Annotated in this window: 17 protein-coding genes; 9 read left to right on the top strand and 8 right to left on the bottom strand. The window is 48.1% G+C overall.

Translation table 11 applies throughout. From position 1 onward, the window contains the following. Positions 1-103: 103 nt before the first annotated feature. Positions 104-1,432, top strand: coding sequence for a short-chain fatty acid transporter (locus L2713_RS08630; protein WP_248967616.1), 1,329 nt, complete (start codon positions 104-106; stop codon positions 1,430-1,432). A 131-nt stretch (positions 1,433-1,563) separates the two neighbouring features. Here the strand turns inward: L2713_RS08630 and L2713_RS08625 are convergent, their stop codons facing one another. Then, positions 1,564-2,043, bottom strand: a complete 480-nt coding sequence (locus L2713_RS08625) for an HPP family protein (RefSeq protein ID WP_248967615.1) — start codon at positions 2,041-2,043, stop codon at positions 1,564-1,566. Between the two features lie 248 nt (positions 2,044-2,291). On the opposite strand from L2713_RS08625, the gene L2713_RS08620 reads away from it, so the two are divergent. Further along, positions 2,292-2,900: a TetR/AcrR family transcriptional regulator gene (locus tag L2713_RS08620; protein WP_248967614.1), complete on the top strand. Its 609-nt coding sequence runs from the start codon at positions 2,292-2,294 to the stop codon at positions 2,898-2,900. 8 nt (positions 2,901-2,908) lie between these two features. Here the strand turns inward: L2713_RS08620 and L2713_RS08615 are convergent, their stop codons facing one another. The 4 genes from L2713_RS08615 to L2713_RS08600 all read right to left on the bottom strand — a co-directional run bounded on the left by L2713_RS08615 (position 2,909) and on the right by L2713_RS08600 (position 5,810). Further along, positions 2,909-3,412, bottom strand: a complete 504-nt coding sequence (locus L2713_RS08615; protein WP_248967613.1) for a DUF1294 domain-containing protein — start codon at positions 3,410-3,412, stop codon at positions 2,909-2,911. Then, a complete protein-coding gene (locus L2713_RS08610; protein WP_248967612.1) occupies positions 3,390-4,634 on the bottom strand; it encodes a DUF418 domain-containing protein in 1,245 nt (414 codons plus the stop codon). Before L2713_RS08610 ends, L2713_RS08615 begins: the two co-directional genes overlap by 23 nt. A gap of 144 nt (positions 4,635-4,778) precedes the next feature. Further along, a complete protein-coding gene (locus L2713_RS08605; protein WP_248967611.1) occupies positions 4,779-5,216 on the bottom strand; it encodes a nucleoside deaminase in 438 nt (145 codons plus the stop codon). A 99-nt stretch (positions 5,217-5,315) separates the two neighbouring features. After that, positions 5,316-5,810: a hotdog fold domain-containing protein gene (locus tag L2713_RS08600; protein ID WP_011626844.1), complete on the bottom strand. Its 495-nt coding sequence runs from the start codon at positions 5,808-5,810 to the stop codon at positions 5,316-5,318. 238 nt (positions 5,811-6,048) lie between these two features. On the opposite strand from L2713_RS08600, the gene L2713_RS08595 reads away from it, so the two are divergent. After that, positions 6,049-6,963: a polyprenyl-phosphate transporter gene (locus tag L2713_RS08595; RefSeq protein ID WP_011626843.1), complete on the top strand. Its 915-nt coding sequence runs from the start codon at positions 6,049-6,051 to the stop codon at positions 6,961-6,963. A gap of 200 nt (positions 6,964-7,163) precedes the next feature. After that, complete coding sequence (locus L2713_RS08590) at positions 7,164-8,762, top strand: RCC1 domain-containing protein (protein ID WP_248967610.1); 1,599 nt, start codon at positions 7,164-7,166, stop codon at positions 8,760-8,762. A 78-nt stretch (positions 8,763-8,840) separates the two neighbouring features. Here L2713_RS08590 and L2713_RS08585 read toward each other — a convergent pair whose 3' ends face one another. The 3 genes from L2713_RS08585 to L2713_RS08575 are packed head-to-tail and all read right to left on the bottom strand — an operon-like array spanning position 8,841 to position 11,241. Next, positions 8,841-9,521, bottom strand: a complete 681-nt coding sequence (locus L2713_RS08585) for a helix-turn-helix transcriptional regulator (protein WP_086903341.1) — start codon at positions 9,519-9,521, stop codon at positions 8,841-8,843. Positions 9,522-9,562: 41 nt separating this feature from the next. Continuing rightward, entirely contained in the window at positions 9,563-10,837 is a 1,275-nt protein-coding gene (locus tag L2713_RS08580) for an L-cysteine desulfidase family protein (protein WP_248967609.1), read from the bottom strand. Positions 10,838-10,857: 20 nt separating this feature from the next. Further along, a complete protein-coding gene (locus L2713_RS08575) occupies positions 10,858-11,241 on the bottom strand; it encodes a RidA family protein (RefSeq protein ID WP_086903343.1) in 384 nt (127 codons plus the stop codon). A gap of 255 nt (positions 11,242-11,496) precedes the next feature. Here L2713_RS08575 and L2713_RS08570 point away from each other — a divergent pair, with 255 nt between their 5' ends. The 5 genes from L2713_RS08570 to L2713_RS08550 all read left to right on the top strand — a co-directional run bounded on the left by L2713_RS08570 (position 11,497) and on the right by L2713_RS08550 (position 17,780). Then, positions 11,497-12,768 carry an amino acid permease gene (locus L2713_RS08570; protein ID WP_248967608.1) on the top strand — a complete coding sequence of 424 codons (1,272 nt, stop codon included), beginning with the start codon at positions 11,497-11,499 and terminating at the stop codon, positions 12,766-12,768. 248 nt (positions 12,769-13,016) lie between these two features. Continuing rightward, a complete protein-coding gene (locus L2713_RS08565) occupies positions 13,017-14,156 on the top strand; it encodes a transglutaminase domain-containing protein (protein ID WP_133180956.1) in 1,140 nt (379 codons plus the stop codon). Between the two features lie 16 nt (positions 14,157-14,172). After that, positions 14,173-14,490: a hypothetical protein gene (locus L2713_RS08560; protein WP_086904600.1), complete on the top strand. Its 318-nt coding sequence runs from the start codon at positions 14,173-14,175 to the stop codon at positions 14,488-14,490. Then, positions 14,487-14,789 (top strand): heavy-metal-associated domain-containing protein, encoded by a 303-nt coding sequence (locus tag L2713_RS08555; RefSeq protein WP_248967607.1) that lies wholly within the window; start codon positions 14,487-14,489, stop codon positions 14,787-14,789. Before L2713_RS08560 ends, L2713_RS08555 begins: the two co-directional genes overlap by 4 nt. A gap of 756 nt (positions 14,790-15,545) precedes the next feature. Continuing rightward, a complete protein-coding gene (locus L2713_RS08550; protein ID WP_248967606.1) occupies positions 15,546-17,780 on the top strand; it encodes a hypothetical protein in 2,235 nt (744 codons plus the stop codon). Positions 17,781-17,789: the final 9 nt, after the last annotated feature.

The raw sequence follows: 17,789 nt of genomic DNA, 5'->3' as shown, positions 1-17,789 counted from the left end.
TGGCTAAAGGCTTTATCCCGTCTTAGAGATCGCTTAACCTGTGACATTAGACTCTACAAAAACTCAATAAAAACAGATAAGAAGAATAAACAAGGACAGTCTTATGTTAACCAAAGCGGCAAAACCTCTGGTCAAGCTCGTCGACCGTTATTTACCCGACCCTTATATCTTTGTCTTGCTCTTAACCTTAGTGGTGCTGATTTCGGCCGTGGTAGCCGAGCATAAAACTCCACTCGAAGTCATCAATTACTGGGGCGATGGCTTTTGGGCGCTGCTGAGTTTTTCGATGCAGATGCTATTAGTGCTGGTGGCGGGATTTATGCTCGCCAGCTCGCCACCGATTAAGAAATTACTCGATGGCATCGCAGGATTTGCCAAGTCGGCGCCTCAGGCGATTATCTTAGTGACCTTGGTTTCCCTCGCCGCCAGTTGGATTAACTGGGGATTTGGCTTAGTGGTCGGCGCCTTATTCGCTAAGGCGTTAGCGCGTAAAGTGCGTGTGGATTACCGTTTATTGGTCGCCAGTGCTTACTCGGGATTTGTGGTTTGGCACGGCGGTTTAGCGGGCTCGATTCCGTTAACTATTGCCACGGCGGGGCATTTCTCAGAATCACAAATCGGTATTATCCCCACCAGCGAGACCATCTTCGCTAGCTTTAACCTGCTGTTAGTGCTGATTTTGTTTGTGGTGATGCCACTGGTGAACCGCTTTATGTTGCCCGAAGAGAAAGACAGCATTTATGTCGATCCTAAGGCGCTTGAGGATGGAGGCGCAGACGATAAAGCGGCGCAGTTAACGGCCAATACGACTCGCCCTGCGGATAAATTAGAAAACAGTCGCTTGCTCGGTTGGAGTGTCGGCGGCGCGGGACTCGTTTACTTAGGCTATTACTTTGCGGTGCAGGGGGGCAGCTTAAACCTTAACCTAGTCAACTTCTTATTTTTATTCCTCGCCATAGTGTTGCATCAAACACCACGCAGTTTATTGCTGAGTCTCAACGAAGCCATTAAAGGCGGCGCGGGTATCGTTATCCAGTTTCCTTTTTACGCTGGCATTATGGCGGTGATGGTGCAATCGGGGTTAGCCCAGAGTATTTCCGAAGGTTTTGTGGCCATCGCCAGTGCCGAAAGTCTGCCATTTTGGAGCTTTATCAGTGCAGGGATTGTGAATATTTTCGTGCCTTCGGGGGGCGGACAATGGGCTGTGCAGGCGCCAATTATGTTACCCGCCGCCGAAGCCTTGGGCGCCGATGTGGCACGGGTTGCTATGGCAGTGGCTTGGGGTGATGCGTGGACCAATCTTATTCAGCCTTTCTGGGCGCTGCCAGTGCTGGCAATCGCCGGATTAAAGGCGAGGGATATCATGGGGTTCTGTTTAATGCAGTTGCTGATCACCGGGGGGATTATCAGTATCGCCCTCAGCTGGTTTTAAGATCAAAGTGAGCAGTTTTGATAAAGGGCAATCAACTTGCCCTTTATTTTTATCCTCTTCTTTATTCTCTTTTTTAGCCACTTCACGCCTGAATGTGTTAACACGTTAAGGTTTTAGTGTTTTGACGCAGCTTAAAACCATTTCTGCGGATAGGGGCGTCGACACAGCATATTATGATACAGCCAGCCAAAGGATAGGATCAGCACTAGACCACTGGCGACCGGCGAATATAAAAAGTCCCACCCTTGCGCGGTCAGCATAATAACTAGCGGGTTTGCTCCAGCAGGAGGATGCACTGTGTGGGTCAGCATCATCAATGCGATTCCCGCTCCTACGGCCAACCCTAAACTCAGCGGCGAGACGCCCACACTGTGGAGGATGATAAGTCCCATCAGACTGGTCAGTAGGTGGCCGCAGACAATGTTTCTTGGCTGCGCCAATGGGCTATCGGGAAGGGCAAATAAAATCACCATAGTGGCGCCAAAGGGGGCCATCAGCCACAACAAGTGCGTACTCATTTGCTCCAAGCTTGCTAAGGCACTGATACATAACATGGCACCTATGCCTGCGAGCAGTGCCGGTTTTAATTGCTGTTGGCTTATCACTTTCATTTTGTGTCCTTTGAGCCCAACTTGGCTATCGCGCAAGGGCAGATGTTTATGTGTTAAATATCAATGGCTGCGGCTTGGGGGTAGTGTTGAGTTGCCCGTTGACTCCATCCCAGTGGCCGCGTTGCACTTAATTGTGTTGAATCTTTAAAGGGTAGACCAGTCTGTCTACCTGGTATCATTGCATGAGTAGACTGAGTTGTCTACCTGTGAGAAGATACGTTTAAATCCTAATTGCAGAGGAAGGCAATATGCCGCAACCCGAAGTGTTGTCAGATATGCCCTTAGATAAACGTCAACAGCTCATCAGCACGGCATTTAAACTGTTTTATTTTCAGAGCGTACATGGGGTAGGCATTAACCAGATTTTGCAGGAGTCGGCGATTGCCAAAAAAACCTTGTACCATCATTTTGCCAGTAAGGATGAGTTGGTCGAAGCAGTGGTGCTGTACCGCGACCAAGTGTTTTATCAATGGTTAAGCGAGCGAGTGCAGGCGGCCGAGACGGGTAAGGCGGGGATCCGCGCGTTATTTATGGCGCTCGATGACTGGTTTAATCAAAGAGTGCCGCAGTTGTGTGAGTTTCGGGGCTGTTTTTTTATCAATGTGAGTGCCGAATTTACCGATGCCAGCCATCCCGTGCATCGTTTGTGCGCCGAGCATAAACAGCGGGTGGCAGATTTAATGGGTCAGCAAGTGGCGGCCTTGGGCTTGTCCGAGGCAAAAGCGGCTTATCTTGTCGATACCCTATGCCTATTGAAGGAAGGCGCCATAGTGTCGGCGCAGCTGCGCGGCGACACAGGTGCTGCCATGCAAGCGTTAAAAGCTATCGAGCAATTGATTGAAATAGAAACGAATTAGCGTGACGGTTAAATCAATCTATCCATGAAGCCCGTTTGGATCCCATAACCCAGCAGGGCTAAGTTGGTCACGACCGTGAGCCAAAACAGTTGGCGAAAGGCGGCTTTGACCGATTTATGCCGTAGTAGCTGCTGGGCAAACAGTGCGCCGGGCCAACCACCGAGGAGAGACATTAGATGCAGGGTGCTTTCCTTGGTGCGCCAGCGACCTTTACGGGCCGCCGATTTGTCGAAGGCGTAGGCGATAAAGGTGCATAAACTCAGCAGCAGATATAAACCCACAATCGCGATGGGCAGCATATGCCACCAAGCGGCGCCGATTAGCATCGCCAGAAAAACCAGTGCTAATAACAAAGGCATCGAACTCTGACGCGAGCGCGCGGCTCTAGTCTTAGCCGCTCTTGATTCAGTGGTTCTAGATTTAGTCGCTTTTCGCTGATTCACTCTTTGTTGAGTCGCTTTTCGTTCATGTACTGGAGCGGACGGCGTTTTATTGGCTCTTTTGTTGTTCATTGTTCGAGTTCAAATGGCTACTAGCGTTGATGGACTTAAAGGCGAGCTGGCGCCAGAGTTTTTCGAGTGGCCCTTGGTGAAAGTAGCGTAAATACAAGCTTGCCAGTAGCAATTGTAGCAGCGAGTAACCCAGCGCTATCGCCATATAACCGCCCCTGTCGAGCGTTAATAGTAACTCTGGGGCAAAGTGGCGAAAGATAAACACCCCGACAATGGATTGCAATATATACAGGCTAAAGGCGAGTTTGCCGACATTTTGTAAAGGCCTTAGCACTGCCGAGCGATTTTGGCAGATTTTAACCAGTATATGGATGTAAATCAGTGCGGTAGGGATAGCACTTAGCATGACTATGATGTCCGAAAACATCACCAATGTCGGGTTTTGAGATAATCCCAGCAGGGTATCTAGGGCGGATAGCACTAAGCTGGCTAAAACCAGCTTGATTAAGGTGTTTCGCTCAAACCCCAGCTCGAAGCTACCTTGGCGATAGAGCGCCATACCGAGCAGCATCAACCCACCCGTGAACCACATTAAGGTGAAGGGAATGACCAGCGCCATGTAACCGACCTGCATAACATGCAGCAACAGTTGGTTAGGGTAACTTGCTGTCCAAGCGCTGTATTGCTCGGCGAATAAGGGCGATTCGCGGGTAAAGAGTTCGTCACTGCCCATGATGCTGATTAAGCAGATAACCACTAACGAACTGAAAATAAAAATATTGGCCTTACGTTTTAACTCGGCGATGCTGGCATCTCGGTAGCAGAGTGCTAAAAAGCCGCTGATCCCATAGGTCAGTAAAATATCACCGGGCCAGATAATGATGCCGTGGATCAGACCAAAGACAATCAACCATTTCAAGCGTGAGCGCAGTAGCGAATAGGCCGCTAAGCCTTTATCGCTAAATCGTTGGTACTGAATATAAAGCCCAACGCCAAATAAGATGGAAAACAAGCTGATAAAGCGCCCTTCAATAAAGAAATTGCTAAAGGCTTCGAGCACTTGGTCTGAGAGTAATGGGATTTGATGGGGCGCATAGCCATAAAAGCTTATCCCCATAAAATAGATATTCATAAAAAATATTCCCAATACTGCTAACCCTCGTATGGCATCGAGGTTGGCATTACGTTCAGTTGGGATAGGCTGATGGGGCGTGTGAGTCGCATCGACGGGATTTCCCCAAGGATCCTGGGCAGCTTGAGTGATAGGTTTGATAGCAGGCATCCTTTTGCTATTAGGGATAATAAACCGAGTCAGCTCGGCGAGATTGAGTTGATAATACAAGGCGCTAGCTTAACAGGCGCTCAAACCAAAAAACACTCAACGACATAAAGCGTTAGGCGCGTGAACCGCTTCGGAAGATATTGGCTATTCGCCAATATCTTCGTTCCATAGCTGTGGCTTGGCGGCGATAAAATCGCGCATTAACTGTTTGCACTCGTGATTGTCTACCACAGTCACTTCTACACCGCGGGACTGCACATAGGCTTCCGGCCCTTGAAAGGTAACATTTTCACCGACCACTACCTTAGGGATGCCGTAGAGTAGTATCGCGCCGCTGCACATATCGCAGGGGGAGAGAGTCGAATAGAGTGTGGCCTTTTGATAATCGGCGGCGATTAGTCTGCCGGCATTTTCGAGGCAATCCATTTCGGCGTGCAGCACGGCGCTGCCTTGTTGCACGCGTTTGTTATGGCCGCGGGCGACAATTTTTCCGTCGATCACTAATACTGAGCCAATGGGGATACCGCCTTCGGCTAATCCTTGTTTGGCCTCATCAATGGCGGCATGTAAAAATTCATCCATTTCGATCCCCTATCTTAGGTTGTTTGGCTTAGCATAGCAGCCTGCAAGCGTTGAGCAAGACAACCTAAGTGGTGATTTCGATTGATGATTAAGCTTGGCTTACTTCTGCGGCTTTTCTGAAATCCATAACTTGATATGCCCCTTCACGACCACAACACCTTGGGTGTCGTAGGCGGTAACGGGCACCAACATATCGCCGGGCGTCCACTGCTCTGGCGTGACTTCAGCAACACATAAAATATCACTGCCCGCCTTGGCGGTGTAATCGAGGCTCATGCCCTTAGGGATCCAACGCAGATGGGCTGGAATCGATGCTTCGGCCATCACGCCCATCGCCATTTCTAAGCCGTTACAGATGGCGATAACATGCACGGTTTTTATATGGTTATGAACGGCATGACGTTTTTTAATCAGGCAAGCGCAGCGGTTAAGGCGTAATTCAGTGATCAGTGGTTTGATGGTGCCAAAATAAGGCGCCATGCGTGATACCATGATGGAGAAGATTTTTTGGCCAAAGGGTAAGCCTTGGGTTTTATGGTAGAGCGCGAGAACCTTATTGGGCTTAGCGTTTGGGGTTTGTGCGTTAGGGCTCATGGTTATCCTTCATCGGAGTGCAAACTTAAGGTGTTAGTCTTGGGCCGCTGATATTTTTTAATGCTTAGCGGCGTGCCTGTTTCTTTCTGGTCGGATGAGTGTAACATTGGGATAACATTAAATGCCAGTCGGCCGAATTAAGTAAACTTCATTTCGCGGTTTTTACGCTAACACCGTATAATCACGACAAATTTGTCATCAATGACACGTCATAATGATTTAACTACAAGGACTCACAGTGAAATATTTGCTGACCTATTTTAAGGGAATGGCCATGGGGGCCGCCGATGTGGTGCCTGGGGTTTCGGGTGGCACTATCGCCTTTATCACCGGTATTCTCGATACCCTGCTCGAAAGCGTTAAGCGTATTAATCCGTCACTTTGGGGCGTGATTAAGTCGCAGGGAATTAAAGGCGCCTTTGAGCATATTAATGGTGGATTTTTACTGAGCCTATTAGCGGGCATTCTGACCAGTATTTTTACCTTCGCTAAACTGATTTCTTGGTTGCTGGTGGCACATCCCATTCCGATTTGGTCATTCTTCTTTGGCCTCATTATCATCTCTGTGGTGCACATGCTTAAACAGGTGAGTGGTTTTACGCTGGCGCGTTTGGGATTATTTGCCTTAGGGGTTTTGGCTGCTTGGGTGATCACTGTACTGAACCCTGTATCGGTCGAGGCCAGCTATTTAAATATTTTCTTCGGCGGTGCGATTGCCATTTGTGCCATGGTATTACCGGGGATTTCGGGCAGTTTTATCTTATTACTGCTCGGCTTATATCCAGTGGTACTCGCGGCGGCAAAAAATATCCAAATCGATATCTTGGCCTGTTTTGCCGTTGGCGCTTTACTGGGAATTTTAAGCTTTAGCCATTTACTCTCGGCCTTGCTGCGTAAATACCATGATGCGACCGTAGTATTTCTCACGGGCTTGATGCTCGGCACCTTAGGTAAAATTTGGCCTTGGAAACAAACCTTAACCTGGCGTACTAACTCCCACGGTGAACAAGTGCCATTATTGGAGCAAAATATTTCGCCGCTGAATTTTGAACAAGTGACGGGCCAACCTTCACAGCTGATGCTAGCTGTTGTGTGTATGTTGGCGGCCATCGCCTTAGTTTGGGGTTTAGAGAAGGTCGGCAAACGGGATTAAGCCAATCCTGTGGATGATATAAATAAAAGCAGCGATATTCGCTGCTTTTATGTTTTAAGGCCGATGGAATGTACTCGACTTTTGGGCAATGTTATTTTGCTGGTCCGTTAAGTTACAATCGCGCCTCAGAGTGCACGCAGTCGATGTTGTGCATCCGTTTAAACTCAGTGAGAGTTTGCAGTTACGATAAGGATATAGTTGTGGAAAAAAAACAGGTCCCCTGGGTTGGCGTGGCGCTAGCCATTTTTGCCTTAGGTCATGTGGTTAACTTAATCATAGATAAGCAAGATTCTGAAATATCCCCAGAGTTAAAGCAGCAAATTTCTGACACTATTCAGGCTCACAGAACGCCCGCTTTCGCGAATAATGTCTTGATTCATGAGCCAAACACCCCTGAGATTGCTGAGACCTCGCCCAAAATCCCTATGCCTGCAGAATTAGCCGATGTGAGTCAAATCTACAGCAATCTCAATGCATTTGCGGCGCTCAAACGAGACGGTACTGTAGTCACATGGGGTGATGGCGAGTGTGGTGGCGATAGCAATAACGCCGCCGAGCCTCTACTTAATGTAAAACAGCTGTATGTGGCAGAGGATACCTGCGGCTTTGCCGCGTTAACCCATGACCACAAACTGATCCCTTGGGGAATGGGGGATGAAACTATGCCTTGGACTCGAGGGGTGAGACCTGTACTGCATGATGTGCGCGATTTTGTTGTGGCTAAGGGGCTCTATGCCGCCATTAAGCAAGATGGAAGTGTCGTCAGTTGGTCTTTTGAAGATGCATCAACTGCCGAGCTAAGCTCTGGTAAGCACGCCGCGCCTGCGATGACTAACGTCGTGTCTGTATCTGTTAACTATCGGGCTTTTGCCGCCTTAAAACGGGATGGAACAGTAGTGACATGGGGGCAGGCTAATTATGGTGGCGATAGTCGCGAAGTCGCCTCAGCGCTTAACAATGTGAAACTACTCTATGCTAACGATAATGCTTTTACCGCTATGACAGCGACGGGCAGATTGGTGTCGTGGGGTGAGGTAAGAGAGGATCAAAAGGGCCGTGAGCAAGTGGCAAAGCTTAGCCAGCTTGCGCCTGCCGTGAAAGTTGTTCCTTCTAAAAATGGTTTTGCAGCGCTGCTGGCTGACGGTAGTGTTTATGCGTGGGGGGAAGGGGAGTTAACTGAGTATGATGTGCCATTTCCTGCCCGCTTATCTCGTCCCAGTCGCGCCAATAAAGTGATTGATATTTTTGCCAATAATGACGCGTTTGCCGCCTTAACCATAGGTCGTCAACTTATCGTTTGGGGTAGTAAATTCAATGGTGCTGATACGTCAGTCCTTAAGGATAAGTTACAAAGTGTGCATAAGGTTTATCCCTTTGATGAAGGATTTGTCGCGCTACGTAGGGATAATACGGCTATCGCTTGGGAAGGATGGGAATTGGCAGAAAACCAGCCGCGTTATCAAGAGGTCACTCAGGTAAGCAAAGTGGTGACCCATGAACGTGAGTTTGCCTTTTTAAAGCAAGATGGCACTGTGGTTGATGGCCACTCTGGTCCCAAAACTGACATTACTCAAGCCACGGATATTTTCCCTACGGGGTTAGGCTTTACGGTTAAACGCCAAGATGGCTCGATTGCAGTATGGATGCGGGAAGATCCCGCGGTGACGCTAGATAAGCAAGCCGTTGATTTGAGTCACATGCGCGATATTCGCAGTAATTTACTGGATGTGATTGCCCTAATGGACGATGGCACGGTACAGGCTTGGGATGTAACAGGTAGAACGAGCAATGTGCTCTAAGCCAATGAGCAATCCCATTTGAAGCTAGCAAGCTGATAAAAACAAAGGGCTAAGATGAAGATCTTAGCCCTTTTGTTTTTAAGCGAGGCTTTTCTCGCTTTCCGCCTGATTGGCTTTAATTTCACGCAAATAGCGGTAAATGGAATGCACAGAAATCCCTAATCGCGTGGCAGCCACTTGGGCGCTATCCTTGAGTTCGAAAATCCCTAACTCATGGAGTTGATTGACAATTTCACGACTTTTTTGTGAAGGAGAAATCGCAGGATTCGCACGCACCTCGTGGTTAACACTATCGATAGTGCTGTGCAGCGCCTCATCAATATTGCGCGCAAACACCTCGGGCGAACTGGTCAATTCGCTGCCGAGGAGCTGCTCTGGCATCATAGTGCGCAGCACAGATTGCAGCGGCGCGTCCATATCGGTATTGATGCACAGCAGCCCAATTGGCAGGTTTTTAGGATTACGGATCACTGTGGTTATCGAGCGTAATGTCTTACCGTTGGCACACTTGGTAAGGTAAGAGTTGGAAATATCCTGACCCGTTTTGAGCTTAAGCAAGGCCAGGTTAGTGATGGGCGCACCGACCTCACGGCCAGTGACATGACCATTGGCAATTTTGATCACCGAAGGGTGCTTAGCATCTAAGCTGTGCAGCACGACCTCTGTATGTTGGCCATACATGGCGGCAATCCCATCGACGATATTTTCGATGGACTTGAGTATATCCAGATCGCTTTGGGTTAAGTCTTGCAATTTCACAATATTCGGCCTTTTTCAGCAGCTTATCAGGAATAACCGTCTTATTCAGACATGATGTTAATGATAGTGACATCCGTAGATGACATGCCATTGAGTACCATCTTGCCTATGTTCTTAATGGTTTTCTCAACATCTTTGGCGATGATACCTTGGCCTGAAACGTTTTGGCTGTTGAGCGCCATTAAGAAGGAGCGTACCGCCGCACTCGATGAGGTACTGACCTTCATCGCGCAGGAGGCTTTGGCACCATCACAGACCATGCCCGAGCTGTCGCTGATGACGTTTTGAATCGCAAAGCAAGATTGCTCGAAACTGCCGCCCGCTAAATACACCATGGCCATAGAGGCTGCGGCACTGGTGACCGTATTGCCACAGAATGCCGATAACGGCGGATAGTGGGACTTGATATAAATCGCCCCGAGGTGGCTCATGATCAGCGCGCGAGCTAGCTTCTCTTCGCTGACTTTATAACACTGGGCGGTGATCACTACAGGGATCGTCGCCGCAATCCCTTGGTTACCACTGCCTAAATTGCTCATGGCGGGCAGATTGGCACCGCCCATACGCGCATCCGAAGCCGCTGCGGTGAGCATCACAATCTTATTGAGTAAGTCCTCACCGATGATCCCTGCGGCAATGCCGTTCTTCATGGTGCGGCCGACTTCCAAGCCATAGGGTTTGGACATGCCTTCATCGGATAATTTACTGTTTAATTCCGAGGCTTTAAGAATAAATTGGATTTCTTCGAAGGGCACTTCTTGGGCGAAGCGGTAAATCGATTCAATATTGATATCGACGCCGTCGCAGATTGAGCCTGTGGCCTTGGTTTGGGCGCTATCGGCGGTAAAGACTAACTCACCATTTAAGCGCTTCTCGGCTATTAAGGTATGGCCGCCGCAGATTTTCACCATGGCTTCTTGTTCGCCAGCGGTTAAGCTCACGCAGCAATAGATAAATTCGTCGGTCTCGGTACGTTCAACCTTCACTTTACCCACATCAATAAGGGTTTGCGCCTGTGCCACTTGTTCAGGTGTCACGTTGGCCAAGACTTCTAATCCCGCATCGGCATTGCCTGCAAGCGCGCCTGCGGCTGCGGCAATAGCAAGACCGATTTTACCTGTGCCGGGGACATAAACGCCCATCGAGTTTTTATACAAGTTATCAGAAACTTGCACCGCAATTGACTCGGGTTCTACCGGTAATAAGGTGCGCGCTACGGCCGCCGCATAGGCCGCGGCAATCGGCTCGGTACAGCCTAAGGCGGGTTTAACCACTTGGTTAATGATCTGAATGTATTGCTGCCATAGAGGTTTCATCGGGCTACAACCTTACCAATTTATGCGTGAACGTGGGCGATGGCTTCTACTTCCACTTTGACACCCAGTGGAAGATCTTTTACCGCAAAACAGCTGCGGGCAGGGCAGTCGGTTTTGAAATAGGTTTTATAGACTTCATTGAAGGCGGCAAAGTCACTGATCTCACTCAAGTAACAGGTGGTTTTAAGCACGGTTTCTAGGCTGCCACCACCGGCTTCAATCACGTATTTCAGATTCTCTAGGCATTGCACAGATTGTTCGCTGATCCCGCCATCGACAACGCCGCCTTTCTCTTTACATACAGGCAGTTGTCCAGAGGTAAAAATCAGGTTGCCATAACTGGTGCCGTGGGAATAAGGGCCAATCGCGGCTGGGGCACGTTCTGCATGAATGATGCTTTTCATTATCTCTCCAATCTGCAAATAAAATTGAATGCTATCGAAATTCTATGTGCAATATTATTTGCATATTTTGGTTTGGTTGCAATTATTTTTTAATGTTTCATGCCGTAAAGACGAGTTTATGCGTCTTTCGGCGGGTTTTGGACTGAATTGTGAGCGATGGCACTTTGTTCAACAAAAGTTGAGTATTTTGTTTGCTGAGTTTGTTTTGTTCAAATATATTTGCAAAAAATAACATCAACTCGGTTAGGATGAGATATGGATGCAAGGATAACGGCGGCACAATGGAAAGAGGATACCCGCTTCGACAGTACGGATTGGGGCTGGATCATTATGAGTATTGGCATGGCGATTGGCGCCGGGATCGTATTTTTGCCAGTGCAGGTGGGGTTGATGGGCTTGTGGGTATTTTTGCTCTCCAGCGTGATTGGTTATCCTGCCATGTATTTGTTCCAGCGATTGTTTATCAATACCTTGGCCGAGTCGCCTGAATGTAAGGATTATCCGAGTGTGATTTCGGGGTATCTGGGCAAAAACTGGGGCATCTTACTCGGCGGCTTGTACTTCATTATGTTGGTGATTTGGGTGTTTGTGTATTCCACGGCCATCACCAATGATAGCGCCTCCTTTTTACAAAGCTTTGGCGCGACTAAGTCATTGTTGTCTGAAAACCCCTTCTATGGTCTAGCGCTGATCTGCGGTTTAGTCGCATTGGCCTCCCGTGGTGAAAACCTGTTATTTAAGATCTCCACCTTTATGGTGCTGACTAAGCTTGGGGTGGTGGCGGTACTCGGGCTGATGATGGTCGATAAATGGGATATTAATAACATTGGTAGCGTGCCCAGCACGGGCGATTGGCTAAAGGATGCTATTGTGATGTTGCCTTTTACGCTGACATCGATTCTATTTATCCAAAGTTTAAGCCCTATGGTGATCTCATACCGCTCGCGGGAAAAATCCCTTGCCGTAGCCCGCTTTAAGGCGATGCGTGCGATGAACATTGCCTTTGGGGTGTTGTTTGTAGTGGTGTTTTTCTACGCAGTGTCTTTTACCCTCGCCATGGGGCATGAGCAGGCGGTGCGTGCTTCCCATGAAAATATCTCTGCTTTAGCCATGGTGGCCCAGGGCATGCCAGGACAAACCTTAAAACTGCTTAGCTTGACCTTAAATATCTTTGCGGTAATGACGGCGTATTTTGGTGTGTATTTAGGGTTTAGAGAGGCGTGTCAGGGATTGACCATGAATATGCTGCGCCGAGTGATGCCTGAGGAGCGGATCAATAAGTCGTTAGTAGGTTACGGCATTATGATCTTTACCATTTTACTGTCGTGGGGTGCGATTGTATTAAATGCCCCTGTGCTGAGTTTTACCTCTATCTGTAGTCCAATCTTCGGTTTAGTGGGATGTTTGATCCCGGCCTATTTGGTCTATCAAGTGCCTGCGCTGCATAAATATAAAGGAGTGTCGCTGTATATCATTATCGTCACCGGCTTACTGTTATGCGTCTCTCCTCTGCTTGCCTTTAGTTAATGATTTACCTCCTTTACAAACAGGTATGGCAGTCGTGCTGTGCCTGTTTGTTTGTCTGCGATTGGGACAAATTGTCTTAGTCTTCCCCCTGGCAATGGGGGACTCTGTGCGCTGGTAGTGGTTTTTGTCATGCTGTTCGCGCTGGATGAAATTTGGTGATTGTGCCCGATCGATAACTTTCTATAATCCTTGGCAACTACTTTAGTGGTATCTTTTTTTCTAATGCTTATCAAACTAAGGAATGCCTAATGCAAAGACGTGATTTTTTAAAGGGTGCAGCCATTCTGTCGGCGGCAGGAACCGTGATGCCAGTGTTGGCGGCGTCGACGCAAGCCCATGCTATGGCCGATAAAACCTGTGGTCGCCGCCGTTTTACCTTAACCAATACCTATCAGCTCGTCGCGCCAGAAGGTTCTGCGGGCGTGGTGAAGTTATGGGTGCCACTCCCCGAAAACACGGCTTTCCAGCAGGTTGAAAAACTTAACTTTAGTGGGACTTATCAAGATGCCTACATCAGTGCCAATAACCATTATGGCGCTAAAACCCTGTTTGCCACTTGGCCCGATGCCAAGGGCAAGATGACCCTAACGCTAGAATTAGTGATAGAAACCCAAGATTGGGAACCCGTTAAAAGTGGCGAGTTGACCCATTACCGTGCGCCAGCTAAGCCTGAGTATCCTGCCGACGTCGCCATTTATCTTAAGCCAACCAAGCATATGCCAGTAGACGGTATTGTGAAGCAAACGGCGGATAAGATTGTGGGCAAAGAAACCGAGCCGCTTAAGCAAGCACAGTTGATTTACAACTGGGTGAGCGCCAACATGTATCGTGATAACGATGTTATAGGTTGTGGCAGTGGCGATGTGGCCGCCATTCTTGAAAGTGGCAAACTCGGTGGTAAGTGTACCGATATCAACTCAGTATTTGTGGCGCTGATGCGCGCTGTCGGTGTGCCAGCTCGTGAAATGTTTGGTATTCGTTTAGGGCAAGCCATCAAGATGGGCCATTATTCCAAAAAGGCCTTTGGCAGCGCCGATGATAAGGGTTTTGCCGATGTGACGGGTGGTCAACATTGCCGTGCCATGTTCTACTTAGCGGGTTATGGTTGGTTGCCCGCCGACCCTGCAGATGTGACTAAGATGCGCCTCACTGAGAAGAAGGAGCATAGCGATCCTGCGGTACAAGCGGTGAATGATTACCTGTTTGGTAACTGGGAAATGAATTGGGTTGGCTTTAACTATGGCCGTGACTTTGACTTATTCCCCGTGGCGGAGCAGACTCCACTGAACAATTTTGGTTATCCCTATGCCGAAGTGGACGGCGATCCTGTTAATTACTATGAGCCAAAAGTCTTTGCCTATGACTACAAGTCAAGCGAGCAGCGCTAAACCGCTGCTTGCCACCATGGCCGCCGCCGTTGTTGCGGCGGTTGCCTCTAGCCTTTGCTGCATCGCGCCCTTAATCTATTTAGTGTTTGGCGTGTCTGCGGCGGGGCTGTCGGGGTTATCGAGCTTAGCTTGGTTACAAGTACCCATGTTGCTCCTATCAACAGGGTTGATCTTGCTGGGTTTTTGGCGCTTGTACTTTGCGAAAAAGCCGCTCTGTACCGGTACATTTAGCCGAGGACAAATGCTATTAGCCTATTGGCTGACTGTGCCTATTGTGCTGGCGTTCCAACTGTATCCCTTTGTTTTACCTTGGCTACTTGAGGTGTTCGAATGAAGCCACTATCACGTATTGCACGACTCCTACTCATCACTTCATTGGGGTTTACCCCATTCACTTGGGCGGATAACGTGCAGGTGACACTCGATGTTAAAGGCATGACCTGCCCACTGTGCGTTACCGTGGTTAATCAAGCGCTGCGTAAAACCGATGGGGTGATCAAAGCCAAGGCGAACCTCAAAACCGAGCAGGCTGTGGTCACTGTCGCCGATGATTTTAACCTCGATAAGTTGATTACCGCCGTCGATGCTACAGGCTACAAAGGCAGCATCAATAAGGTCGAAAAGCAGAGCTGATATTGGCTCAATATCGCTTCAGTATTTAACCAAAAAGGCACAACTTAATTGGGTTGTGCTTTTTATTAGCATCTATCAGGACTGAGTTCTATCAAGCGGAACAATATTAATATTGAGTTTTTCGCTCACTAATACCATTATGGTTAAAGCCAATTAAGTTAATACTTTTGACTGAATAAGATTTCTGGTTGTCAATATGGCTATTTTACTGCCAGCAATCATATACGATATCGTCCATGGCCTATTATTGGCACCAATAAACAGCATTTCATTATGTAGAGCCAGAGGCTTATCGATGCTGCTTATTGAATATGCTTGGATGAGGAAAGGATCTAATAGCATGCTTATAAAATGAATATTTGCGATTGACAAACATGATTTTGATTTTATAGTATTTTTTCATATCTAGCTGCAGGTTGAGCTTGTGATAGATATTTTTAAATCATTTCAGGAAATATATGCCATTATCTTTTTTACAACCTTTCTATTACCTTTTCAGTCATTTTAGTCGCTAGCGTCGTCAGCGAATATTATCCGTAAGTTGCTGCAATCCTATTTGGGATGCTTGGTATAGTTCTTTTTACCGTCGAATTCCTACCGCAGAACAGCGAAAATTGAATTCGAAATCGCGCTCATTTTCCATCAATAATATGCTTCGCTCAAATAGAGAACCCGATAAAATCGCCTCAAAAATGTATTTATTTTGGATTAACAGGCATAATGCGGCGTTTTAATATTCAGTTACAGGGAATAACCATGAAGTATTTGGTTAGCGTAGTTACATGTTTTCTCTTATCAGCCTGCTCATTTGGCGATGCCGATGTGGAGTTTAAGCCACAAAAAGGCGATGAGCGCGCGTATCAAGTCTATAGCTCTGCCCGTATCTCGGTCGAGGCAGGTGGCCGTAATGAAACGGTGGACACCACATCCCATCAATTACTGCGTTATAAGGTGCTCGAGGCAGGTAAAAATAGCCGCTTCGAAGTGCATGTCGATTATATGAAAATGCAAGATGGCCAAGGGAGTGGCGTGAGCAGCGGTGAACGGGCTGAGCGAAATCCCGAAATGCATGCCATTTTCTCTCAGGGCTTTGAATTTTCATTAGATTTAGACGATGGCAGCGTTAAAGAATTTAGTGCGTTAAATAAACCAGCCTGGCAAGCCATGCTGGCAGAGCGCGGTCTTGAGCTTGAGCAGGAACTTAAAAAGCTCTTTAGCTCATCGGTTTTTATTAATTCGATACCCGCTGAAGTGGGGGCTGTGGTGATGCTTCCGGCCTATCAAGGCCATGCTAATTCTAAGCTTACCGTGTTAAAGGTGACTGACACCCATGTTCTGGCTCAGGTGGAAAGCGAAGGTGAGCAAGCCAAAATATACGGCCAACTGATGCTGGAGCGCGACCGAGGATGGCTTGTGCAGATGGGGCTAGTGGCTGAGGTGCCCTTTGAGCGTTACGGCTTTAAGGGGACGATGCGCAGCAATGTGATTATGGTGCCCAAGGAGCGTGAGCTGGGCGACCTGTCGCAGCGAGTGGCTTTTGATTACGATTTCCCACCAGGTGAGTATGAAAAACAGCCCGAATTATCACTTGAAGAGGCCAATAAATCTTTAACCCAAGAGGCGGTATTTGCCTACGATGCAGGTTACTTTGATCTCTATGATGACCAACTCAGCCTTACCTATCAGCATGATTTTTCAGGTTTAAAAGCATCGGGAGAGTTTCATCTAACCGATATTACGGCGCACAGTGCCGATGGCAGTGTTTTACCGATACAACTCAGTAAAATTTATCGCTTTAATTTCGCTGAAAAGGATGGTTTTTATAAATCCGTAGAGCAACATTTACTTGTCGGTTGGAATGAACCCTCCGAGCTGTTATCCCAAGTGACTGAGTTTCGTGCTAAGGCCCACTATCAGGGCGCTAAGCTGGTTAAACTGGCATTAACACCCGATCCAAACAAAACGGTGTCCTTGCAGTATAAAGATTTACAGCTGGAATTTGCTCCCATCCCCGATAAGCCCTTCTCTTATGTGCTGACATCGCGTGACCCAACCCATAAATCTTGGTTAGCGGGGCGATTTGATGGTGCCGAAGGCGCCATGATGAAGTACCAATCGCCGTCGGTAGAAGGACCTGCTTGGTTAACCGCAGCCGAACGGAATATGTTGGGGTTAGCTGCATCGATACAATTTGAACCCATCAGCTTGTTTAGTTTTCCGGCCGAGCCACAGGCGCTAACCATCTATGTGAATACACCGGATGAGAGTAGCGAGCTGACCCAAGATGTTCGTTTTATTCCAATGGGGGATTACATGAATAACGTCGCTTATCCCCCCGTGGATCAGCGCACGCTTTACCGTGATGATATGTATGCGCGCTATGATAAGCCGCAAGAGACATTAGTCGCCGATCCCGCCTTACTCGAACCCCAAATGGTAGCTAAGTATGGTGTGAGCTTACAGTTAAGCGCCGAGCAAGCTGCAGTGTGCTCCTTAACTGTGGTGGATGCGCCCCAAGTTGACGGCCACAGCTTGCAATGGACGCAGATTAAATCCGAAAACAGTATGGCGGAACATCTTGATAAGACGGTTCTATATCAACTTACCAGTGCCGATGGGATCCGTCGTAATTTTTACGATATTAAAGTCAGCAGTGCCCTGAGCTGTACGGGTACGCCCGAATGGCAAGCGATTGCGTATCAACCTAAGCAAGGTTGGTTGATTGATACCACTCAATTGCCAGAACTCGATACCACGCAAACCGTGGGTGAGGTGATGCGCCGTTATCGTTTTTTAAATGCGCAGAACATTCCACTCGCACCTTTTATGCCTGGGGAGCGCGACGATTTTTATCAACGGCCGTTACAGCAAGTGCTTCATCAAGACCGTTGGTTTGAGCTGCAAGGGCGAGTGCAGGCGATTGAATACCTGAAGGTTAGCGGCGAGCCCGTCAATAAACAGTGGGTTACTGCATTCCCAGCCTTACCTTAAGGAGCTGAT

The organism is Shewanella seohaensis, assembly GCF_023283775.1.
In the GTDB taxonomy this organism is placed as follows: Bacteria; Pseudomonadota; Gammaproteobacteria; order Enterobacterales; family Shewanellaceae; genus Shewanella; species Shewanella seohaensis.
The sequence above is the reverse complement of the archived record's forward strand: the minus strand, read 5'-3'. Positions and strand labels throughout refer to the sequence as shown.

Bases quoted from the DNA above. Each gene is read 5' to 3' on its own strand.
- L2713_RS08630 (WP_248967616.1), top strand. From the start codon at position 104: ATGTTAACCAAAGCGGCAAAACCTCTGGTCAAGCTCGTCGACCGTTAT.
- L2713_RS08565 (WP_133180956.1), top strand. From the start codon at position 13,017: ATGCAAAGACGTGATTTTTTAAAGGGTGCAGCCATTCTGTCGGCGGCA.
- L2713_RS08615 (WP_248967613.1), bottom strand. From the start codon at position 3,412: ATGAACAACAAAAGAGCCAATAAAACGCCGTCCGCTCCAGTACATGAA.
- L2713_RS08575 (WP_086903343.1), bottom strand. From the start codon at position 11,241: ATGAAAAGCATCATTCATGCAGAACGTGCCCCAGCCGCGATTGGCCCT.
- L2713_RS08610 (WP_248967612.1), bottom strand. From the start codon at position 4,634: ATGCCTGCTATCAAACCTATCACTCAAGCTGCCCAGGATCCTTGGGGA.
- L2713_RS08580 (WP_248967609.1), bottom strand. From the start codon at position 10,837: ATGAAACCTCTATGGCAGCAATACATTCAGATCATTAACCAAGTGGTT.
- L2713_RS08570 (WP_248967608.1), top strand. From the start codon at position 11,497: ATGGATGCAAGGATAACGGCGGCACAATGGAAAGAGGATACCCGCTTC.
- L2713_RS08600 (WP_011626844.1), bottom strand. From the start codon at position 5,810: ATGAGCCCTAACGCACAAACCCCAAACGCTAAGCCCAATAAGGTTCTC.
- L2713_RS08625 (WP_248967615.1), bottom strand. From the start codon at position 2,043: ATGAAAGTGATAAGCCAACAGCAATTAAAACCGGCACTGCTCGCAGGC.
- L2713_RS08605 (WP_248967611.1), bottom strand. From the start codon at position 5,216: ATGGATGAATTTTTACATGCCGCCATTGATGAGGCCAAACAAGGATTA.
- L2713_RS08555 (WP_248967607.1), top strand. From the start codon at position 14,487: ATGAAGCCACTATCACGTATTGCACGACTCCTACTCATCACTTCATTG.
- L2713_RS08560 (WP_086904600.1), top strand. From the start codon at position 14,173: ATGGCCGCCGCCGTTGTTGCGGCGGTTGCCTCTAGCCTTTGCTGCATC.
- L2713_RS08620 (WP_248967614.1), top strand. From the start codon at position 2,292: ATGCCGCAACCCGAAGTGTTGTCAGATATGCCCTTAGATAAACGTCAA.
- L2713_RS08550 (WP_248967606.1), top strand. From the start codon at position 15,546: ATGAAGTATTTGGTTAGCGTAGTTACATGTTTTCTCTTATCAGCCTGC.